This window comes from Enterococcus sp. AZ140 (assembly GCF_051714405.1).
Taxonomy (GTDB): Bacteria; Bacillota; Bacilli; order Lactobacillales; family Enterococcaceae; genus Enterococcus_B; species Enterococcus_B pernyi.
Window position 1 is genome coordinate 1 of the sequence record NZ_JBIORU010000002.1, and the last position, 20,918, is coordinate 20,918.

19 protein-coding genes are annotated in these 20,918 nt (G+C 33.7%); 2 read left to right on the forward strand and 17 right to left on the reverse strand.

Annotated elements, in window-relative coordinates:
- The first annotated feature begins 665 nt into the window (after window positions 1-665).
- On the forward strand, window positions 666-1,037 hold the full coding sequence (locus IGJ39_RS13875) for a helix-turn-helix domain-containing protein (RefSeq protein WP_438765058.1): 372 nt from the start codon (window positions 666-668) through the stop codon (window positions 1,035-1,037).
- Window positions 1,038-1,055: 18 nt separating this feature from the next.
- Window positions 1,056-1,658, forward strand: a complete 603-nt coding sequence (locus IGJ39_RS13880; RefSeq protein WP_438765060.1) for an ImmA/IrrE family metallo-endopeptidase — start codon at window positions 1,056-1,058, stop codon at window positions 1,656-1,658.
- Window positions 1,659-1,869: 211 nt separating this feature from the next.
- On the opposite strand, the gene IGJ39_RS13885 is transcribed toward IGJ39_RS13880, so the two are convergent.
- The 17 genes from IGJ39_RS13885 to IGJ39_RS13965 form a co-directional block, all read right to left on the reverse strand.
- Complete coding sequence (locus IGJ39_RS13885) at window positions 1,870-2,880, reverse strand: RNA helicase (protein WP_438765062.1); 1,011 nt, start codon at window positions 2,878-2,880, stop codon at window positions 1,870-1,872.
- On the reverse strand, window positions 2,865-4,454 hold the full coding sequence (locus IGJ39_RS13890; RefSeq protein ID WP_438765064.1) for an ATP-dependent nuclease: 1,590 nt from the start codon (window positions 4,452-4,454) through the stop codon (window positions 2,865-2,867). The genes IGJ39_RS13885 and IGJ39_RS13890 overlap by 16 nt, the downstream gene beginning before the upstream one ends.
- A 75-nt stretch (window positions 4,455-4,529) precedes the next feature.
- The gene (locus IGJ39_RS13895; protein ID WP_438765066.1) at window positions 4,530-5,087 is read right to left on the reverse strand and encodes a hypothetical protein; all 558 of its coding nucleotides are present in this window, start codon (window positions 5,085-5,087) and stop codon (window positions 4,530-4,532) included.
- Window positions 5,088-5,484: 397 nt separating this feature from the next.
- A complete protein-coding gene (locus tag IGJ39_RS13900) occupies window positions 5,485-6,834 on the reverse strand; it encodes a tyrosine-type recombinase/integrase (RefSeq protein ID WP_438765068.1) in 1,350 nt (449 codons plus the stop codon).
- Window positions 6,835-6,903: 69 nt separating this feature from the next.
- Entirely contained in the window at window positions 6,904-7,128 is a 225-nt protein-coding gene (locus IGJ39_RS13905; RefSeq protein ID WP_438765070.1) for a hypothetical protein, read from the reverse strand.
- Between the two features lie 41 nt (window positions 7,129-7,169).
- Window positions 7,170-7,853, reverse strand: coding sequence for an HNH endonuclease (locus IGJ39_RS13910; protein WP_438765072.1), 684 nt, complete (start codon window positions 7,851-7,853; stop codon window positions 7,170-7,172).
- On the reverse strand, window positions 7,846-9,270 hold the full coding sequence (locus IGJ39_RS13915; RefSeq protein WP_438765074.1) for an AAA family ATPase: 1,425 nt from the start codon (window positions 9,268-9,270) through the stop codon (window positions 7,846-7,848). Before IGJ39_RS13915 ends, IGJ39_RS13910 begins: the two co-directional genes overlap by 8 nt.
- 405 nt (window positions 9,271-9,675) lie before the next feature.
- The gene (locus tag IGJ39_RS13920; protein WP_438765076.1) at window positions 9,676-10,215 is read right to left on the reverse strand and encodes an EF0163 family protein; all 540 of its coding nucleotides are present in this window, start codon (window positions 10,213-10,215) and stop codon (window positions 9,676-9,678) included.
- Window positions 10,212-10,439: a hypothetical protein gene (locus IGJ39_RS13925; RefSeq protein WP_066026195.1), complete on the reverse strand. Its 228-nt coding sequence runs from the start codon at window positions 10,437-10,439 to the stop codon at window positions 10,212-10,214. Before IGJ39_RS13925 ends, IGJ39_RS13920 begins: the two co-directional genes overlap by 4 nt.
- Before the next feature lie 12 nt (window positions 10,440-10,451).
- Window positions 10,452-11,486, reverse strand: coding sequence for a phage tail tip lysozyme (locus IGJ39_RS13930; RefSeq protein ID WP_438765078.1), 1,035 nt, complete (start codon window positions 11,484-11,486; stop codon window positions 10,452-10,454).
- A 38-nt stretch (window positions 11,487-11,524) separates the two neighbouring features.
- Window positions 11,525-13,546, reverse strand: coding sequence for a hypothetical protein (locus IGJ39_RS13935; protein ID WP_438765080.1), 2,022 nt, complete (start codon window positions 13,544-13,546; stop codon window positions 11,525-11,527).
- A gap of 11 nt (window positions 13,547-13,557) precedes the next feature.
- Window positions 13,558-16,062 (reverse strand): ATP-binding protein, encoded by a 2,505-nt coding sequence (locus IGJ39_RS13940; RefSeq protein ID WP_438765082.1) that lies wholly within the window; start codon window positions 16,060-16,062, stop codon window positions 13,558-13,560.
- Window positions 16,063-16,075: 13 nt separating this feature from the next.
- Window positions 16,076-16,465: a conjugal transfer protein gene (locus tag IGJ39_RS13945; protein WP_438765084.1), complete on the reverse strand. Its 390-nt coding sequence runs from the start codon at window positions 16,463-16,465 to the stop codon at window positions 16,076-16,078.
- A 9-nt stretch (window positions 16,466-16,474) separates the two neighbouring features.
- Window positions 16,475-16,699 carry a hypothetical protein gene (locus tag IGJ39_RS13950; RefSeq protein ID WP_066026190.1) on the reverse strand — a complete coding sequence of 75 codons (225 nt, stop codon included), beginning with the start codon at window positions 16,697-16,699 and terminating at the stop codon, window positions 16,475-16,477.
- Window positions 16,700-16,702: 3 nt separating this feature from the next.
- Window positions 16,703-17,347: a conjugal transfer protein gene (locus IGJ39_RS13955; protein WP_438765086.1), complete on the reverse strand. Its 645-nt coding sequence runs from the start codon at window positions 17,345-17,347 to the stop codon at window positions 16,703-16,705.
- 9 nt (window positions 17,348-17,356) lie between these two features.
- The gene (locus IGJ39_RS13960; RefSeq protein ID WP_438765088.1) at window positions 17,357-17,686 is read right to left on the reverse strand and encodes a hypothetical protein; all 330 of its coding nucleotides are present in this window, start codon (window positions 17,684-17,686) and stop codon (window positions 17,357-17,359) included.
- Window positions 17,687-17,789: 103 nt separating this feature from the next.
- Entirely contained in the window at window positions 17,790-20,882 is a 3,093-nt protein-coding gene (locus IGJ39_RS13965; protein WP_438765090.1) for a SpaA isopeptide-forming pilin-related protein, read from the reverse strand.
- Window positions 20,883-20,918 lie beyond the last annotated feature (36 nt).

Consider the following 20,918-nt stretch of genomic DNA (forward strand, 5'->3'; position numbering starts at 1 on the left):
TTCGTTTCATAGAATCATCCTTCAACGGCTCACGATTTCTCGTGTCACGGCACGTTAGATAGACCTACGACATACGGTGTACAACACTCCTCCTTTTGCTAAGCCTCTACATATCTTTTCATTCGATATGTTTCAGCAATCACTCCTAACCTGTCTCACGACATTGTTATAAGAAGTCATCTGATCGTTTAAAAATAGACACCCTTCATTTATCAAGCGGAAATCACTCCAATGTTTTCAATGCCCTACCACAACATGTAGTCAAAACGGAAAACCTAGACCTTGATAAAAGCTAGAAACCTTCTATTTCAATTGATCATTAACATGGCTCTACTTAAAGATTCCATTGCCACCTTGTGCGCCATTCAACGGCTGGTACACACCACCTCAACAAGACTTATAACCGTAAAGGAAAATATCTTTCTTGTATTATTCCTTCAAATCGCTTAAAATAAATTTGTCTAGGATTTATCTTAAGTGTTTGCGGAACAGAAATTTATTTTCTTCTCGTGAACGCTTTTTTGTTTATAGAATTAAAGAACCTTGAGTTCTATATCAGAACTATAACATCTCTATATAGAACCGTCAAGAGTAAAATAGAACTTTTTTATTTATTCAAAAGTTCATATGATAAACTATATTAAAATAGATCTGGGAGTTCTGAAATGGAAACATACGAGAAAATAAAGAAGTTAAGAGAAAATAGAGGATTTACTCAAAAAGAAGTAGCTGATGCTTTAAACATTAATATTAGTGTTTACAAAAAAATAGAACTAGGATCTCGCCCTATACGTGAAAACGAGCTTGCTATGGTAGCAGATTTCTTTAACGTTTCTGCTGACTACCTACTAAATCGAACTTCTGATCCTAGTGCGCCTACTGATAGTGACGAAAGTGTTGGTAATAACATTCTTTCTCACTTCAAGCTCAATACTGCCGACATGGAAGTTGAGGATATTCAAGAACTTGAAGAAGAAATAAATGAATACATGGAGTTTTTAATTCAACGAGCTAAAGCCAAGAAAAATAAGAAATGATTTTGGAGAGCCTTTGTTTTGGACTGTATTTGCGATGGTCTTTATTACGAAGTATCAGATCTTGCTAATGACATTGCAAACAAAGCAGCAAAACATCTATCAAAGAAAGTCGAATACATTAGATGCTCCGACATCGAGCAATATATGACTGAGGTTGAAAATATTGAATTCATTGACTATAAATTCAAAAGTAATTTAAATAAATTATTGCTCGGATCAATTAGCAAAGTTCAAGACGAATTTATTATCACGACAAATCAAAATTTATCAGATGATTATAAGAACTTCACAAAAATGCATGAGATTATTCACTATTATAGGGATTATTCCTATCTTAGTGAATCTCATGCATTTTCTGATTTTATTTTACAAAAAGATTACTTGCCAGAAGATTTTGATAAAGAAGTTGCAGCAGATATTGGAGCAAGTATTTTGATGGCTAATGATCGAGCTTTAAGATACGCTCTTAATGAATTTCGTAATTTTGATGATATAGCTAATTATTTTAGCATAAGCAAATCAAAATTGAGAGTAAGGATTATTCAATACTTAGAATTCACTAATAATTATACCCATAATAGAGCTTACAAGCTTCTTAATTATTTATACCCCTGTCATTGATTTACATATTTTATAATAGATTTCTTAAAATATCTATTTTCTATCTTGAAGTCGTATTAACCAATTTCCATTGTAAAAGCTTTGATAATATATTAGTTTAGATATACTAAGTACTAAACCTATGTTATTCTTCACTCTAATAGATATTATTAAACTTTTTATTTTCAAACATTAAGTTTTTATAACATTAAAGTGTGAATCAACAACAAAATTATTTGCTATCGGATTTTTTAAATTTAGCTAACTTTTTTTCTTCGACAAAGTAAAGGTCTCCTTTAGTCCTTGTGCAAGCCACATAAAATTTACATTTAGTAGATGTAGCTAATTTGCTGAGTGATTTAGTTTTAAACTTCTCATATGTAGCTTTATTTAGAACTACACAAACACAGTTAAACTCTAGGCCTTTGCTATTTCCCCAATTTTGCGAATTACAGTTATAATTATAGTGTTTTTGGTAAAAAAGTTTTTTTATCGAATCGTTTTTCATTATTAAGTTAATCTCTTGCTCATCAATTACTTCTCTTACTTCATAATTTTGTATTTTGTTAGATTCAATATCGATTCCGACTTGCTTAATAAAGTCGCATACACTTTTACTACAACGGTAAGAACTATTTAAGGAGTTTATATCGAATTTAAATCCATTTTCTATAAAATATTTTTTCCAATTATTAAAATTAGAATGAATTGATTTTCCTTTATTACCGTTATTTGAAGAAGAAAAAGTTTTTTGGTAAAAATCTCCAAAATATAGTAAATCTACATCTACTTCTGCAAGACTCAAAATCCAATCAAAATCATAGCTGGTAATGTCTTGAACTTCATCAATATAAATACAGTCAAAAAAAAGATTTATTCGATTTAAGTAGTTTACTTCATTTTTATTATCTAAAATATACTTTGACATCATGTTACTATAAAAATATTTGAAATTGTGATAAGACTGATTATATTTTGGATTTTCATTCGCTAGTATAAAACCTTTTAATTTTGGGAATGATCCACTTGGGCGTATACAAAAATCATAGAGAAACTGAAATAAACCAAATATATGAATATTATCAGGCATATATCCGAACTTTTTTATAACTCTAGTTTTCAATTCTTCTTGATTAGCCATTGTATATGTTATTATTGCAATTCTCTTATTAGTACACAATGACTCAACTATTTCTCGCGTTTTCCCACTACCTGCCACTGCATGAATTAGCTTTTTATCCAAAGTATACTCTCCTTAATATAATTTGGGATTTTAAAATCTGACTCGTTCTCTTCTAAAATAGTTAGAATCCTAAAAGCTGCTTCTGCTTTATTTGATAACATCCACTGCAATATATCTGACGTTTCAGCAATATTATTCTCTTTAATCCACTCTTGATTTTCATTGTATATACATACTTCAAAAGTAAAGTTATCGATATTAGTATCTGCAAATACTTTAATACAAGCAGTATCATTATAATCTGAATATTTGTGCACAATTTTTTGATCAAATTCTTTATCGTTATCAGTTACTACAGCAGTTTTCTTGTTTAAAATTTTTGCAACTTCTAAATATCGTTTAAAACTTAAACCATCAACAGAAATAATATCAACGTTATCCATTAAAGGTTCACTATTAGTCACCATACTATAGAACTTATTTAGCAAAATGTACTCAGCGTTTCCCTCAACGAGTATACATTTACTGCTAAGAATAAATCTTAGTAGATTTGAATGCGTAGTTTTTTTAAAAAAACTAACAGTTGATGGAGTTAATTTTGACAATTTCATATGACCCTCATTTGTAATTAATAAACATTTATCTAATTCCAACCTAGAAGCTATCATGTCAGAATGCGTAGCTATAAACAATTGATTATTATTATTTTTCTCTATCATTTTTAATAGTTTCAGCATATTAATATGACTTAAATGATTTTCTGGTTCTTCAATAAGTATAATTTTAGTTTTTTCATTTAATTTTTTATAGGAGTTTTCTACACTTAGTAGTACTTTTTCACCTTGTCCAAAATTTTTTATATCTATATCATTTTTAACTACTGTAATTTTTTCTTTAAATCCATCACTTGTATGATTATTAATCGATATATTGTAATCTCCTATTTCTTCAATAATTCCTTGAGTTTTCATTTCATGAATAAACGTTTCTGATGTCATTCTAAATTTACTATTTACTTTACTTCTGTTAGAAGGATTAATAGATTCTTCATAAATACCATTTATATGTTTTTGAAGTTCTGTATTTGTGTCTATCAAACTTGTATCCACAAAATCAAAATCAAATTTGTGATATTTTTTGTAACTGTTAAAGGGCTTACCTGAAAAAGTTTTAAACTCGACGTTATAATATTCAAAAGGAAAAATCATATTTTCTATTTTGAGTATTTGTTGTATTTCACCATAATAGTCTTCAGTATTTGGACTTATTTTCAATTGAATTCCAAAATTATCTTTATTAAAAAAGTTCACTTTACCATAAAGTTCGAAATTATTTTTTATTTCATCGCATGTTTTATCAAAAAACACTTCAATTAATAGTACCGGTAAATTATTAATGTTTCTATCTAATACGGGTAAATTACAGTACTCTCTTGTGATGCTTGAATTAAAAAGATTGTTGATACCCATTTTTTCTATCCTTGAAAAACTACCACTAAGAGTAAGACTGATTGCTTGTAGTAATGTGCTTTTACCAACTCCATTTTCTCCAATAAAAATATTTCTTTGTTTACCAAATGTAAGTTCTTCATCTCTAAAATTTTTGAAATTTTTCAAAATAAGTTTAGTTATCATAATTACACCTACTTTCCGATTTTTCTGTAATTATTATATAAATCACTCAAATTATTGATCAGTATTTGTAATAAACTATGTATCAAAAATAATTTTATTATTCAATCGTTCTTCAATAAATGGTTTTATGGAATTTAGAATGATGGCTGTTATTTTTTTTTGTTGCTTATTTGATGGATCTTTCCGCTGATTAAACATTTTTAGCATAAAATTATAGTCATTTTCTCCATCACAATTATTAAACTCATTAGGAGTGAAAACATTTTCCTCATATAAATATTCCAGCAAGTTTCTAGAAAAGTATTCGCTATCTAAAGTGATAAATTTACTATCCCTAACTGCATGAAGAAGCTTAAATAGTTTTTCTTGCGTGGATACAATACTATTGAAATCTTCCCGATCGAATTTTTTTATACAAGAACTACCTATTGGAAATAGGATATTACTGTTTTTATTATTTTTAATCGTATACAAATATCTAATATTTTCTTTACCACATATACATGAAGCCTCTTCTGTTACAATTTCAATAATATCTTCTATTTCCCATTCTAAGACTGCTTCCTTCCACATAGAACTTTTTGATTGTTCAATTACTTTTTTTGTTAATACTTTGTGATAACTTGAATTCATCATAACCCCTCCTTAAATTACGTATAAATAGTTTATGAAGCAATAATATTATACATTATGCAATCAAACTATTTATTAATTCGCTCAAAAAAAGATGTTTTAACATCAAAATCGTCAAAACACCTTCTTTTATTTAAGGGTTATTACTTAGAATTTACTAGAAAATAAACTTCAGAAGAAGCGCATAGATTATTTTTAAAAATTACTACATTATAAAACAGTCACAGTAATAACAGATATGTTCACAAAATGGGATATGGATATAAGCAGAAACCTTATGTTCTGCGGATTTGTTTGTTTCTTTCATTAGTTTTTCTTTCTCCTTACGTCAAAAAGTCGTACCGCTTTTCGACCACTCTTATATACGCATACTATACGTATTTAACAAACAAATCCACTAAAAAATCCAAGAATCGATTTCTTGGATCAGTTTTTCTTTAGTTGTATTGGAGACTTGGTTGTAAATTTCCAGTGTGGTTTTCATGTTGGCATGTCCTACACGCTCCATGATTGCTTTGATCGGCATACCTGCTTCGGCGAGTAAAGAGATATGGGTATAGCGGAAGGTGTGGGAGCTTAAATGTTTCTGGAAAGAGGGTTCTTTGGTTTTCATGATAGCTTGGATAGAAGAGCTAGATTGTTTCTTGCCTTGACCGTTTAAAAATTCATTTAACGAGTGATAGACAACTGGTGTGCCGTTTTGTGTTTGGAAAATGGTAGCTGACTCAATAAATTTTTTTGAAGCAGAAATTGTTCGGATCGATGAATAGCCTTCTTTATTATAGTAGGTTTTCTTATATTCACCTTTTCGACGTTGCTTCATTTCTTTTTGGCGTGCTTGATTTACTTGGATTCGATTCTGAATGATTGCGATCGATCGCTGGTCCAAATCAACTTCTCTGACAGAAGAGAGAGTTTTAGGCGGATTCCGCACATACTCTTTCACCGTTCGACCAGCAGCTACTAGTCCTTCATCGATACGCAACTTACAGTTCGTGAAGTCTACTTTGTCAATTGTCAACGCCCCTAATTCCCCAATTCTTAATCCATTGCGGATTAAAAATTCTACTACATCTAAGTATAATTTGTTCATTTTATTGATTTCGTGATTCTGCTCATACTTTTCGTTGATTGCTTCTAATAATAACTGGATTTCTTTTTTCTCTAAAAATTTTTTCTTTCGGCGTTGTAGTGATTTTCTTTTCCGATCAGCAGGAATTTTTAGTTCAATTTTCCTTAACTCAAATTGGATCAGATCATGTCGATAGCCATAGGCTAAAACCTGCTTTAACAAAGAACGAATTTTTTCCAACGTCGCTTGTTCCAGATAGTCCTTCTTTCTTTTCGTTTGTACTAACAAGATATCCGCCCATACCCCTTCAATTAATAAAGGAGTGACTTGTTTTAAAGGAGTCTGTCCATCGATAAAAGGCATCAGATACCGCTGCAATATTTGCTTCTGATAATCAGCAGTCGTTTGACGAACCGTCGGCTCCCACGCCTTCAACCAAAGCACCACTAGTTCACCAAACGTCTCACAGTACTTGCCATTAGAAAAAGCCGTATACTTCTGAAATTCTTTTTCAATCGCTTCATACAAATAGCGCAACGCTTGTCGCTCACTCTTAAATCCCTTAGCTTTCCAATTCACACTTTTCTTTCTCGTTTTCTCTTTGACCGGATCATAGTAGACCTGAAATGTCCGCAAATAACTTTTCTTATCAATCGTTGTATAGGCACTTCGCAAATACTGTTTATAATCTGAAGCCTTCAGAACATCCTCCTTTCCAAATAAAAAAGCACATAAGCATAGGAATCAAAACCCTCGCTCATGTGCCTTCCATTTTAAAAATTTTATAAACCCTTCTAGATTGATCCAAACCAACCGTTGTGTTGGATTAATGACATACTGATAAAACTCCGGACTCTGTCGCATTTCCATCAACCAGACGTTTAACGTGCTTTTGGTTAAGCCTTCGAAGCGGTTGAGTATGCCTTGTTTGTTGAGCCAGATTTCATTTTCCGAAAAACTGTTCATCATTCCTCCAATATCTAAAAATTTTGTTTATATAGGGCTTTTAATTATCTTAATAAATCTAAATTTATGCCATTGATTTTAAAAAAATTATTATGAATATTTTTTTTAAAGATATAATATTCTTTATCCTGTTCCATTTCTAATATTAATGTTTTATAGAAATATTTAGCGTTAGGATCTTCATTATCAATAAGTTCTTTTAACTTCATTAAGTTATTTTCAAATCCATTACAAATACTACACCGTTTAGCAACTAAATCTACTCGACTATTCAGCTGTAATACTTCTATAAAAAATTTTGTTTTATAGTCATCACTTCTTTTCGGAGTCAGCCACATAGAAATATTGATTTTAAATTTTAATTCAAAGTCTTCTTCATATGGATTTATAATTTCATTTTCTTTCTTTAACCCATTACATTTTTGACAAGCCCAACCTAAATTTCTCCATTGATATGTTAATTCAGGGTTTAACTTTTTTGGTAAAATATGTTCAATTTGCTCATAGTCTGAAACACCAATTTTAGTATCACAATACATACATTTACCAAAGCATTCTTCTTTTAGAGCTTTTTTTATATCTTCTTTTCTATATTTATTCCAAAATTTTTCTGCAACTTTAGTTGCATCATTAGCATATTTATCAATCTCATCTAATAATTGTTGAGTCCAATTGGAACTCTTATCCTGTAATGAAATAGGAATAGGTCCTTTTTTTATTTTAGTCACTATCCTCATCTCCACCATTCATTTTGTAAATCAATTCATTAGTCATAGATTCTAAATTAGAATCTTTCATTTCTTTCAAAAGATCTATATAATCATCGTCATTCAACGTTTTACCTTTATATTTGTTTAATATTTTAGAAAACTTTTTTTCAGCCCAATATGGTAGTGTACTAGAAATCCCTAATACATTATATAGTGTATCATCTATAGAGGTAGATAAATTTATAGCGTATTCTTCAATTTTTTCAGGTTTAACTTTTCCTGTATTTTTAAAATCTAATATATAAATATAAGAATCTTCAACAGAACTAACAACAAAAGGACTATGAGTTGATATAACAAATTGTACTTGAGGAAAAGCTTCACATAATTTAGGTAGAATATCTCTTTGCAAAGAAGGGTGTAAATGATTTTCTATTTCATCAATTAGAACAAAATATGGTTTTCCTTCGGGAACTGCCATAAACATTTGCCAAACCAAATCAATTACAGCACCTACTCCACCAGATACACTATCCATAAGATAATCTCCGTGAGCTGTTTCTAATATAAGCTCACCTGTTTCATTATCTAAAATCAAATTTTCAAATGCTAGTTCCTTTGGTAAAACAATCTTTAATAATTTCACAAAATTTTCTACTTCACTTTTAAATGATGGAGTGTTTTTCATATAGTGACTTTGAGAACTGTAAAGTATCATAGATATTAACGATTGTTTAACTATACTGTGGGGATTTCTTAAGTCAGTTGCCCAAGAGTAAATGTTAAATTGCGAATTTGTAATTTCTAGGTATTTTGCAAAATAATCATTCTTCTCTTTTATACCATTTTCTATATAATCAATTTTAGAATATATATATGGGAATTTATGTGAACTAATAGAAATTCCAGGATCGTATGAATTATGATTTACACTTCCTGAAGTATACTTAGGTGAAAAATTTTCCCAATCAGAGTTCCCTTTTTCTTTTATTTGAAGCTCAAAATTATATCCCCATTCTTTCGATGAACTATAATTAATTGGTAAATCAATCTTAACCTGAGCATCATCAAAATCAATTACAGATATAGTTGTGAGGGAAGTACTGTTTTTTAATTGTTCTTTTGAAAGTTCAGCTATTGATTTTGACAAATTATCAGGGATATGGATTTTATCATTTAGGTTTAGATACGGATGTACTGTTTTCAATATATTCATAACATTTTTAATCTGTACATTATCCATATCATCAAAGCCAGACCACAACTCACTTTGCTGATCTGGCGATACTGTCCGAGAAATCATTCTTAATAAACTTGTTTTTCCTACACCATTTTTCCCAGTTATTATAGTAACCTTATTATGAAAATCCATTTCAAATGTATCAAACTGATTCCACTGTTTTTCCATTATTAATTTCTTTAATTTGGCGGCCATTCAATTCACGCTCCCTAGAATTTTTTTGTTTTTAAAATAACAACTCAGATATTTTGTCTAACTAATAAAAAAAAGCATACTATACGTGAACACATGTCTTCTAAAATAAATTCATTTATAGAATTATATTTTATTGCTTTATCCATATTATACCAACATTATTAAAAGTTCCAAGAATATATAATATGTTTTATAATTTGATCAATTACGTTTATCCTAGTTCTGAGTAATATGGTAATTAATAATCTGCTTGAAGTAACTTAACGAAGAACAAAAGCACAAATCAAGTGTTTATATTTTATTATTTTAGTATACAGAGAAAAGCAATCTAAATTATCTTTATGTATGAATTAATAATTTACCTACTTTCATTCTCTAATAATCTAAAACTAATTGATTCTAATTTCAATACTCCTGCTTCAACGTGTTATAAGTCATCTCCGCCACTTTCCCACCCTCTACTTTTGCCAACAACAAAATCCGGATCGGTGAACCATTTTGAATACAGTCTAATAAAACAGCGTACTCTTCTTTATCGTTTTGATAAATAGCTGTTACTTTTCCTTCACTGCCAAGACCATTGCCAGTTTCAATATCGATGCCGTTCATCTTGATACATTCTTCTGTCATCAAGTCTTTGAGATTTTCATTGCGGTGGTTAAGACTTTTAAAATTGGCATAGGCTTCTCCGTATTTTTGTAAGAGTTCCATGTTGTCATTCTCTGTGTGTTTCTCTTCTGATTCTATCGTCTTAGTCGCTTCTTTTGATTCTGTCGTTTCACTGGTTTCTGCTTCTTCTGTTGATTGGATCGTACTGACTCCTACAGGTTCCATTGATCTTACGCTGCTTGTTGTCGTATGTGTTGTTGATTGACTCTCTTCTTGACCGCAGCCAGTTAATAATACGATCCCTAGAATTAGCCCAACTAGATAATAGCGTTTCATTGATTGACCTGCTTTCTTTTATTTGTTGGTACACGAATCATTTCTTTTGCATAAACGATTTGTGAAAAGCGACCAGCTGAAAACTTGATCTTGTACTCTTTATTATTCAGTGATACGAGATAGCCATCTTCAAACCGACGAACGGCAAATTCTTTTTTCTTGCAACCAAATTTCTCGCAAATTTGTTTCATTTGTCTTCGATTCAAGCCTGTTTGCAAAAACATGTAGTTCCTCCTTTATTCTTTTCTGATAATACTTGATACACGAGTAAACTCTCTGCCCCATTGTCGCGAATATCTAGCACAAATTTGTCCTTGTCCGGCATTTTGTTCATACGTTGTAAATTTTCCATCGCCTTCAATACTTGCAATAATACCGGTATGTCCGTATGTTCCAGGAGAAAGTGCTTGTCCTGCATACCAATTGATTACATCTCCTGCTTTTAACTCCGAGTATTTTGGATTGAAAATCACCTCCCAATTGTACGCTTTCCAGTCGTAATCACTGCCAATCGATTCTGCATACATAAAACCTGACCCCATCAATTGTGGACCGCCAAGCTTTTGTACATAGTAGGCAGTTAAGCCGTAACACTGACCACCATTGATCATTTGACCCATCACGTCTTCCAAAATGTCAATTTTGCCACCACCAATATTGGCGGAACCATTTCCTAGTGACCCTTCAAATAAACGTTGATACCAATTATTTGCACTAGTTTTTCGTTTGTTCTGTTCCACAGGATCATCTTTTGTACCTGCACGTTCCCAGTACTTTAAAATATTAACGGCTAAACTTTCCGTATCTGTACCGGAAGACATATTTTTTAGGAGCGTACTATCTGATCCGTCATGGTACCAAGCAAAGTCCATTTGAATGGCGACTTCTTCCCATTTTCGTTTCTGTTCTTCTGCTCGATTCAATAAATTCACACGTCTACCTGAATCCCATTGTGCTAATCCTATTGCATATCCACCAATTGCTGGATTGTATGCCCAAATCGGATTAAAAGCGAGATCACTTTGGATTCTTGATGGAATCAAGCCACTTTCGTGTTCCATATTGCCAATCCATGCAGCCGCAAATTCTTTTGTTCCTCCTTGTTGCTGAACAAAATTGGCGACTTCCAACGCAACTTCTTCTTGTGGTGTCATTGGATCAAACGTGGAAGTATCACCGTTTTGACTAGAAGAAAAGACACCTAAAAATAAAAGGAAAGGTACTAAGAATACAAAACAGCTACCTATAACTAGATACGCCTTTTTTTTCATTTTTCACCTCAATTCTAAAAAAAAGAAGACTGATTTTTTCACCAGTCTTCTACCTCATGTTGTGTTGATTGTTTTTCTTCATCGATCGAGAAAAATTGTTCTTCTGATTCTGTCCATCCGGTATGTTCCCATTGTTGATTAAAAGATACTTGATTCACTTGATTGACTGGATCATTTACTAGTAGTTCCGGATCATGTTTTTGGTCAAAAAAGGCTTGCTCTTCTTTAGCAAATTGTAATTCATCAAAATTATCAATGGAGACTTCTGTTGCAGCTTCTCCTATTTCTGGTACTTCCGTTACTAGTTCAGGTGCTTCAAAGTCTTGTTCAACTATATCTGATTCTGTTTCGATGGTTTGTTCCATTAGATCATCTCCAAGTTGTGATTCATCGATAACCAATTCATCCGATTCAGTCAACGAATGATCAACTGTTGGATCTTCATCCTGTATTCCAGTTGGGACATCTTCCAATTCAAAATCATCGAACGCTTCTTCTTCCAACTCTTGGAAAGAAGCAGGACCATTTTCTAACTCACCTTCCAATGATTCACTCATTTCTTCCTCTAATTGAACATCATCGTACGTTGGTGCCTCTGTTTCTTCTGGATTCTCCGGTTGAAAGAATGATTCCATTCCTTGCTTCAATCCAGAAAAACGTGGATTTGGTTCGGTAAAATGTTCATTTCCTAAATTCATTGCTTTGTCCTGACCGGACATGAGTGCTGAAGCACCTTGTAATGCCATTCCCATATTGCCTGTATAGCCACCAATACCAACTTGGGCTGCGGCAGTTGTTTTTTCGACTATATTTTCTGTTCCTTCTTTGACTTTCTCATTTACTTGCTTTTCAAAAGCCGGTTGCTGAATTTGTCCTTCAGAAAAGAAACTAATGATCCGGTAACGATTCTTCCAAAGATTCTTTAAAAAGATATATTTCACCAAAATCATTAAGACCATTGTTCCTAAAAGAACCATGCCATTTGATAAGACGTTTAAAAGACTTTCATTGATCTGTACGATTATCCCTAAGAAGGCTTGATCGATTAGTCGATTGACCCAAAATAGGACAGCAATAAACACCCCAAAAATGACTGGTAAAAATAAAATACCAAACAATGCTTTAAAGAATTTGAACATCAAGGTTTGACATCTTGGGAAAAAGGAAGCCAAGGCAAAAATTGGAAACACTAGTATCAGTAGGATCACAAGAATCTGAATGACCATCAGCATGATATTAATATAAATCACTGGAAAAGCTAAAATAAATAAATTGGCGATCCCTACCCAAATGGCAAAGCTTTTTTCCATCGTTTTTACACCATCTTGAGAAAAATAAGGATTCACTTTTTCAAGGGAACTAAGATACTCGTCTCTCTCTTTTATAAAATTCGTGCGATCTTCTTCCGATAGATTTGGTGATTCTAATAATTTCTTCTCATCTATCTTGTCCCCATTTGCCATCTTGCCATCCAATGAACCACTATTTACAAAATTAAATGTTTGTTGCACAGTCGCATCAAACATTGGACTTTGATAGACACCATTTCCTCCTTGATTTGAATCAGAAGAAGTATTCGCCCCTGCGATAAATTGTGATTGGATTACTTTTGTTACCTCGGTAACGGATTTGATAAGAAATGTAGAGGTATTGAAGTTCCCTTGTGCAGTCGGTACTTGTCCAAACCAACCAAAGAAAATGAATGCTACGAATAAATAATGTAGCAAGACCTTCATAAAATTCTGATGATTGGAGAAGAAGTTCGCTAAGAGGTAATAGGCACTAAAGATAACTGCTAAGCCCATTAAACTACCTGCACCAAAGCCAGTACCGCCAAAATTATTGAGTATTCGTACCGACATATTAAAAACTTCGGTCTGTTTCGCAATGAAAAAATCCGATTGATTGACAATATTTTCGCAAAAGAGAAAGAAGGATGCACACATTCTTAGAATAAAAAATGGAACGCCTACGAAGAACCAATTGACTACTTGCCAACCTTTGTCTAGTAAACCACCATCTACCATATAAGCATTGTAACTATCAATTAAATACTTCATGCCACTCTCCTTTACACCGCAAAACGATTTTCCATGACAGAAGCATCGGTATCATCCACTGTTTTGAATAATTCCAACCATTCTTCAAAAATCACATGGACCACGACTCGATTGATTTGCCCAAACATATCTTTCAATAAACATTGCCCTTGGACCATATTCGAGACCCACTTCATGTTTTGTTCATTATTTGGTAGATTCAAATAGTTGAGTATACCTTGACGATTTAGTTCTTCATCAAAACAGATGACCGAACCAAAACCAGTCCCATCGTCTTTATCATCCAGATCATTTACGGATTGTGTGATCAGTACTAAAAAGTTGTTGAACGATCGACCAATTCGTTTCATCGATTTCAAAATAGCTTTTCCTTCTGGAGACGACTGAAAAATCCAACTTTCATCAAAAAAAGTGACCGTTTCTTCTTTGGGATTGCGTGAACCAAATTTTGAACAAAAAGTACCTAGAGCAAACATTAACGTGACCGATAATCGTTTATTTTCATCCATCTGTTCATTCTTATCAGTCGGTAAATCTAAATCTTCAATTTCTAGAATCGTTACCTTTTTGTCAAAAGACAATCCTGGCACTTCACCATGTGAAAAAGCCAATTCTAAAATGGAATTTCGAACTGTAGAAATCAAAAAACGACCCATATCCTGTACATCCGGTATGGGACTTTCTGCTAAACGCTCAATCACTTGCCAAAAACCTACTTTCTGTCCAGATTTCCGTTCTTTGACGACTGCTGCGATCGTTTCATTGATTTCCGTCTTTTGTTTTAAGTTCCATGTGCCTTCATAAATGTTTGTCAGCATCGCTTTAGCAGTTGCAATTGCTTCTGTTTCATCAAATAAAACAATCGGATCGAGAACCCCACGATTCTTTTCTTCACGAACATCTAATGTCACAAAATTGAAGGTACGGATAAATTTAGTATCGAGTGGGTAATTTTTTTGATAGGTCGGATCATTAATCGTGCGCATAAACTGTCGCCGCATTTCTTTTTTCGGATCAATATACAACACTCGATCTTTGAGTGTGGCGCATTCCATAAATAATTTTTTCGCTGTGACTGATTTTCCACTCCCTGTATCACCGGTTAATGCCCAATGTGGATTATTGGTTTTCTTTCCGATTACATCCTGTTTATTTGCTAAGAACATATTCATGTAAATCAAATTCTTGGAATTTAACAAAATAGCTTTGCGGTCTTCTTTCTCCTCTAAGGTTGTATCAACACGACCAAAATAATAACCAAGTTTCGTTCCAGCTTTTAAGGAAGTAAAGAAGTTCAATTCTGCAAATGATTCGATTGTACTGGTATGTTGCCACTTCTTCTCTTTCATCCGCATAAAATTGCCAAATAAAGTAGATTGAAATAAATAAGGATTGTCGAACGTCGCTTTTAGTAGAGGAATGCCCAACCCATCAAAACGATTGATCAAATACTTCTTTCTTGCCTGCATTTGTTTTTTTGAACGACCGCAAACGATCAAGATAGCTCGCCAATCGATAATATCTATGCCATCATCAATTTTCTGATCCAAGTCATCTAAAGATAGCTGACCTTCTACAATTTTTCGCTTTTGCTTAGATCCTGCTAAGTGTGCCTCTTGCATAATATTTTTTGTACGTGTTCTTGCACGAGCTGAACGACCGGAAAGTGCTAATTGTCCTTTACTTTCTGCAAATGATACTTGAACCTTCACTTCTACTGGGAAAGGCATTTTTTGAACGATTTCGAGCAAATGATTACCATCTAAAAAGACACCGAGATCTCCAACTGGAAGATAAGAAACATGACTTTCTCCCTGCTCACAAGCAAACCGCAATCCTCCTAAAAATTGCGGTTGAATTTTTGTGGACATTAAATTGTCCAGCTTTTGACTAGCTAATATCTCTTCTTTATCATGAGGAATATTCTTTAAAAACTGATAGGCTTGATAATAATACAGCTCATCTTCTGTTAAACGTTCTACCAATAATTCTGAAAGATTTTGATACACTTCCTGCTCTTGTTCGTAGTAATCCTTTTCCCAGTTTTCTTCCACATCAATGGAAAATCCTAAACTTGTTATGACTGTTTCTGTCACATGGTTGATTGCTCTTGACACGTTTTCTTTTATATCAATAGCGATATCTTTTTTTATTAGGGGAACGCCGAGTATCCATGCGTATTCATAGACCATTCCCATTTCCTCTTCCAGTATCATCGCTGTTTTTTTCAATTTCTCTACGCCAATAGCATAATTTTCTGGATCAATCAAGGTACGCATCGCCCCCATCTTTCCTCGAATATCTGCATTTACTGGCAATAAGTTGATTTCGAAACCTTCACTTCCTTTTAACCGCTTCAACGCACGAGCTACTTTTTTCTTTGTTTTTTGTTTCTTTTCAAAATCTGTCAACATCACCGTTTCCGAACGAATGCGATAATAAGCGATCACAGCTTTTTCTTGTGTCAGCACCATATTTTTACTACGTTGTTCCAATAATGGGTATTCTAATTGCATGTCAAACTCCTTCCTATCGTTTAAATGAGAATTCTTCCAATTCATTGATTCGCTCAAAAGCAACAATCGGACGCTTATCTAAGATATAGTCTTTGGTATAGCTAAAAAAATCTTTTAAAAAGTGATTCGCCGATTTACCGTCTGGTTCTGTTTCGGAGTACCAGCGAGCGATTTTATGAGGAAAATACAAAACAAGTAGTAAGTTTAGATCGATGCCAAAAATAGTCGGTAGCGTAAATCTTGACCATAAAACCATTCCAATCATAAGCAATACGATCAACATCAACACATAAGACATATTTAACGGTTGGGCAAACACCCATACCACTTTCCCTTTCGGTGATTTGATGACTTGCAATGAATAAGGTGCTTTTAATCCTCTTGAATAATCATAATGCTTCATCTTTCGACCTCACATACTGATTCCAAATAAGCTGAGAATCCACTTCAACAGATTGAACGTGTTTCTTCCTTGATTGTTCGCAAAGTCACTTAGAATCAAGGCAATCAAGATCACAGAGCCAATTTTTAACCACTCCGCCCCTTTCCAATGCTTCAAGATCAATATAATGACACCAAATGCTAAAATGGTCAGAAAACCATTCTTTAAAAAATTATCCAAATTACTGACGTTCATAAATTAATTCCCTTCCTTTTCCGTAAAATAATGTTTCAGTGTATTCACAAAATAAGAATTCTCTGTCCGTGTTAGCCACAGTGAAAAGTTTTCCGTATAGGCTGCATTTGTTAATGAATCGGCAAAAGTCACTGACAGCTGCACACCTAAAACGTCTTGTTGTTGTGTATCAAAATAAGTGACTTCACTTGTATCAGCAGCCACAAGTTCTACGCCTTCCGGTGATTCAATTGCTTCTTTCATCAGTAGCATTAATTCCTGCTTATCAGCGGAAGCATACTTTTCAAAAAACATTTCTAAGAATGTTTCTACCTCTTCTTTTTCATTTCCACTTAATTCGATCGTTTCTTTCGTTTTCTCTAATTGATCGGTCTTGCCTTGTGGTAGACGACTAGTCAGAAAATAAGGACGACTAACAATAGCAAAGAGTTGATCCTTGGCTTGAATGGGTAACACCATTTCTTGCGTTCGTGTCTCTGTTTCTTCCGTGCTTTTCACTTCGTATACAACGTTTAAATAAACAAGTAAGCACTCTGTTTCTTCAACTGTTCTTGTCACTGTTGCTTGTTTGAAATGACGTGAAAACTCTAACTGTTCATTTCCTTTCTCATCGATCAATGCCACATCAAACGATAAATAATTTGCCAAACGATCAAGTCATTCTTTTTGTTTCCCTTCCTCTGCCTTTCCATCCATATTAAGATATTCTTTTGCAAAACTTGTGGCGTAAAATGCCAAAGCTGCTGGATCGTAGCTTTCTTTTATTTCAGTTGTCTTTTGATTATCCTGATTGATTTGTTCAACTTTACTCGCTAATTGATCAAAATTCATCGCAACGACATTGGAACGTATGACACCTACGATTGCAGCAAGACACAAAAGAAAAACGATAGCAAACACCACTCGATTCGCTTTCTTTTGAGACAAGTGTTTCACTTTAGGTTGGGGTTCTTTTTTCTCCTTTTTCCTGATCTTCTTTAAGTCCATGTTTCCTCCTTATTTTTATTTTTTTGCATAAAAAAGACCTAGTTATTATCCAAAGTTCAAGGACTCTAACTAGGTCGAAACCTTATTCATATTTATCCATCATTTATTTAGACTGACGTCTACTTAACCGTAACAGCCAATTGACTCCAACAAAAGAAAGTAAAATTATTCCTAATAACAAACTAACCATCGTTTGTTTGCTTCCTGTCTTAGGTAACTCTTCTTTTATCTCTTTTGTTTTCTCCTCTGTCCTCTCTTCTGGTTGTTCTGGGGTTTTAAAACTCACTGTTTGTTCTTTATTCGTTAAGTCATCTTCACGAGCTACTTCATTTTCCAGCGTTTCTTCATAATAGATCACATGAGTAGCAGTCAATTGATCACCGTCTTTCAACGTATTTGCCTTTAAATCCAAATGAGTTTCAAATTGATCCTCTTTACTTTTAGCAGTATAAGAAGAGATTGCTTCACTTACTACTTTTCCTGTTTTCGTCTGCTTGTATTGCGTAACCACTGTATACGTATGACCAAGTTCAATCGCTGCCCCTTTCATCCATACGGTATCTTTTAGCTGATTATCTAAAGTTGGATCTAGCTCTTTCTGTCCGTTGGTATCAGTAAATAAACTTGTCAGTTCTAATTTTTCCCTTTCGTTATAGGCTTCCAGTACAATCAATTCACCATCTTTTTCAACCGTTACTGAAAATTCGAGTGATTCTTCTAATGGTAAATAGCCATCCAATGGTACTGTTTCGATAAATTTATACGAACCGTAAGGCAAGTTTTTCACTTGGATTTTTCCTTCTTGATCCGTCAAAAACTCATCAATCAAGGTTGCTGTCTCTTCGTTTTCCTCGCCCTTTTCGATTTGGTATAATTCAAATGCCACATTTTCTAACGGTTGCTCATTTAGACGATCACGCTTGATCAATTCTACTGTTTGTCGAGCTAGTCGATTGGGTACTTCTAAGCGAATCAGAGCATTTACATCCTCTTCTGTCACGCTAAATACTAAGGGCTCTTCTAAGGGCACATACCCTTCAGGCGCTTTCATTTCATGAAGTTCATATCGGTCAACACCCCAAGGAAGACTTTCCGTTGTAACGATTTCTCCTTTTTCATTCGTTTCAAAAATTTCTGTCTGTTCTGTATCATTTGGGCGAACCATTGAAATAAACGCCCCTTCACCGTCGTTTGCCCATGTATCAAAAATTTTGAACTGTGCGCCAACATATGGAATATTTTCTCCAGTTTCTTCATCTACTTTGACAATATGCAAACGTGACTCAATGATTCGATCCTCCAACAAGAAGAAATGAGTGTAGCCCTCTTCCTTGATTGTGACGTCAAAAGGTTCAATTAATAAATAGCCATCAACACCCTGTGTTTCCGCTATTGTATAGGTATCATAAGGCAAATTCTCAAACTTAAAGTACCCCTTCTCACTAGTCACTTGAACATATTCCTGTCCGGTTGTATGAGAAGTAGCAGTTAACTCCACACCCTCTAGCGGTGGTTTCACATCACTTGATTGGTTGGTCAATCGTTCAAGCATTTCCGTAAATGTTTTGGGGATCAACGGTCTCGACCCAAATTTATACCCTTCCACATGACCTTTAATGACACGATCAGTCACTGTTTTCTGGTGGATCGCTACTGTTTCATTTTGACCTGCATAAGTCAAATTAACTGTATACTTCGTTGGATCTAAATTGTAGCCTACAGGTGGCTCTACTTCTTGTAAATAGTAGGTACCAAGTTTTAGTCCTTTAATTTCTGCTTGGGCAATCCCATCTACATCTTCCATTGTCAAGCGACCTGCTAGCTTTCCATCCGAACTTGTTAATTCATAAACAGCCCCAGTTAATTGTGCAGCTCCTTGTGGCTGATTCCCTGTTTCCTCATCTTCTTTGAACACAGTTAAATTTGCTAGTTGTTCCTGATTGTCTAACGAAATCGTTGTGGTTTCGTTTGCCTTGATTGTCAGTGTTTGAGGATTAGAATTTAAAATATAGCCATCCGGCGCTTTGATTTCTTGGATCGTCACCTTTGTATCTACCAATAAATCATTCCAAGTCGCATAGCCATCCGAACCACTTGTCAGTTCTTTTGTTTGTCCATCAGATGTAGTAAAACGAAAAACGGCACCTGCAAGTGGTTGCTTAGTGGTTTGATCCACTTTGCGGACTCTTGCATTGCCGTTTTTTTGGACGTTGATCTGAAAATTTGTACGAACTGGATCATTCACTCTTCCTACCATAACATTCTGTGTATAGGGATTTTCATATACCACAATCGCACCTTTATAGCTACCATCAATACTGTATTGAAATTCAATTTTACTACTAGTAGGTGCCTCTTTAGTTGCTGTAATAGTTACTTGATTACCTTGTCTAGTAATCGATAAACCTTGTGGCGTTGAAATAGGAGTACTTTCATAGTTGTTAAATGCTCCTGTTGTATCAGTTAACGTTTTACTCTCTCCAACTTTTAAAGTTACTGTTTGTCCTTGAAAGGTAGGCTTAGTATAAAACCTGTCTACGTTAGCCATAACTTCTGACTTAAATGCCTGATAATCCGCCATCGATAGTACTCCAGACATATTGAGTGGCATTATTCCTTGTTGTTCCCAACTTAAGAGCTGCGTCATAATCTCTTTGTATAACGTATGACCGGAAACAATGATACCATAATACTTAATCAATGAAATTCTTTCCATTAAAGCGGTATTTTGGAACACAGCTGTATATCCTCCATTTGAGCCAACATTTACAGCAACTCCTTGTTCGATACACATCGCAATTTCTCCATTGACACGCTTTCCGTACCAACCGTATTCTCTATTTCCATTGGATAATTGAATATCAATATTCGCTACATTTGTACTAGGATCAACGTAGACAATACTATTTCCTGCTCGAATTTTACTATCAAAATTAAGCATCTCACTAATTGAAGTCTCGCTATAATTTTCTGCGGTAGTTGTATAAAGTTTTCCATCTTGACCTTGAACTAACTTGTTTTTCTGTAAAAAATCATTTACTTCTTCTTGATCATTAACTGCTTCATTTTCTAACTGAATAGTTTGATCGTTAGTTTCAATGGTTGTTGCAACAGCTAATAAACCTTGACTTAAAAATGAGCTTAATAACATACCAATAATGAACCAGATTCTTAATTTGATTTGAAATTTTTTCATGTATGGTCTCCTTATATTTTTTACAAAAGAAAAAGC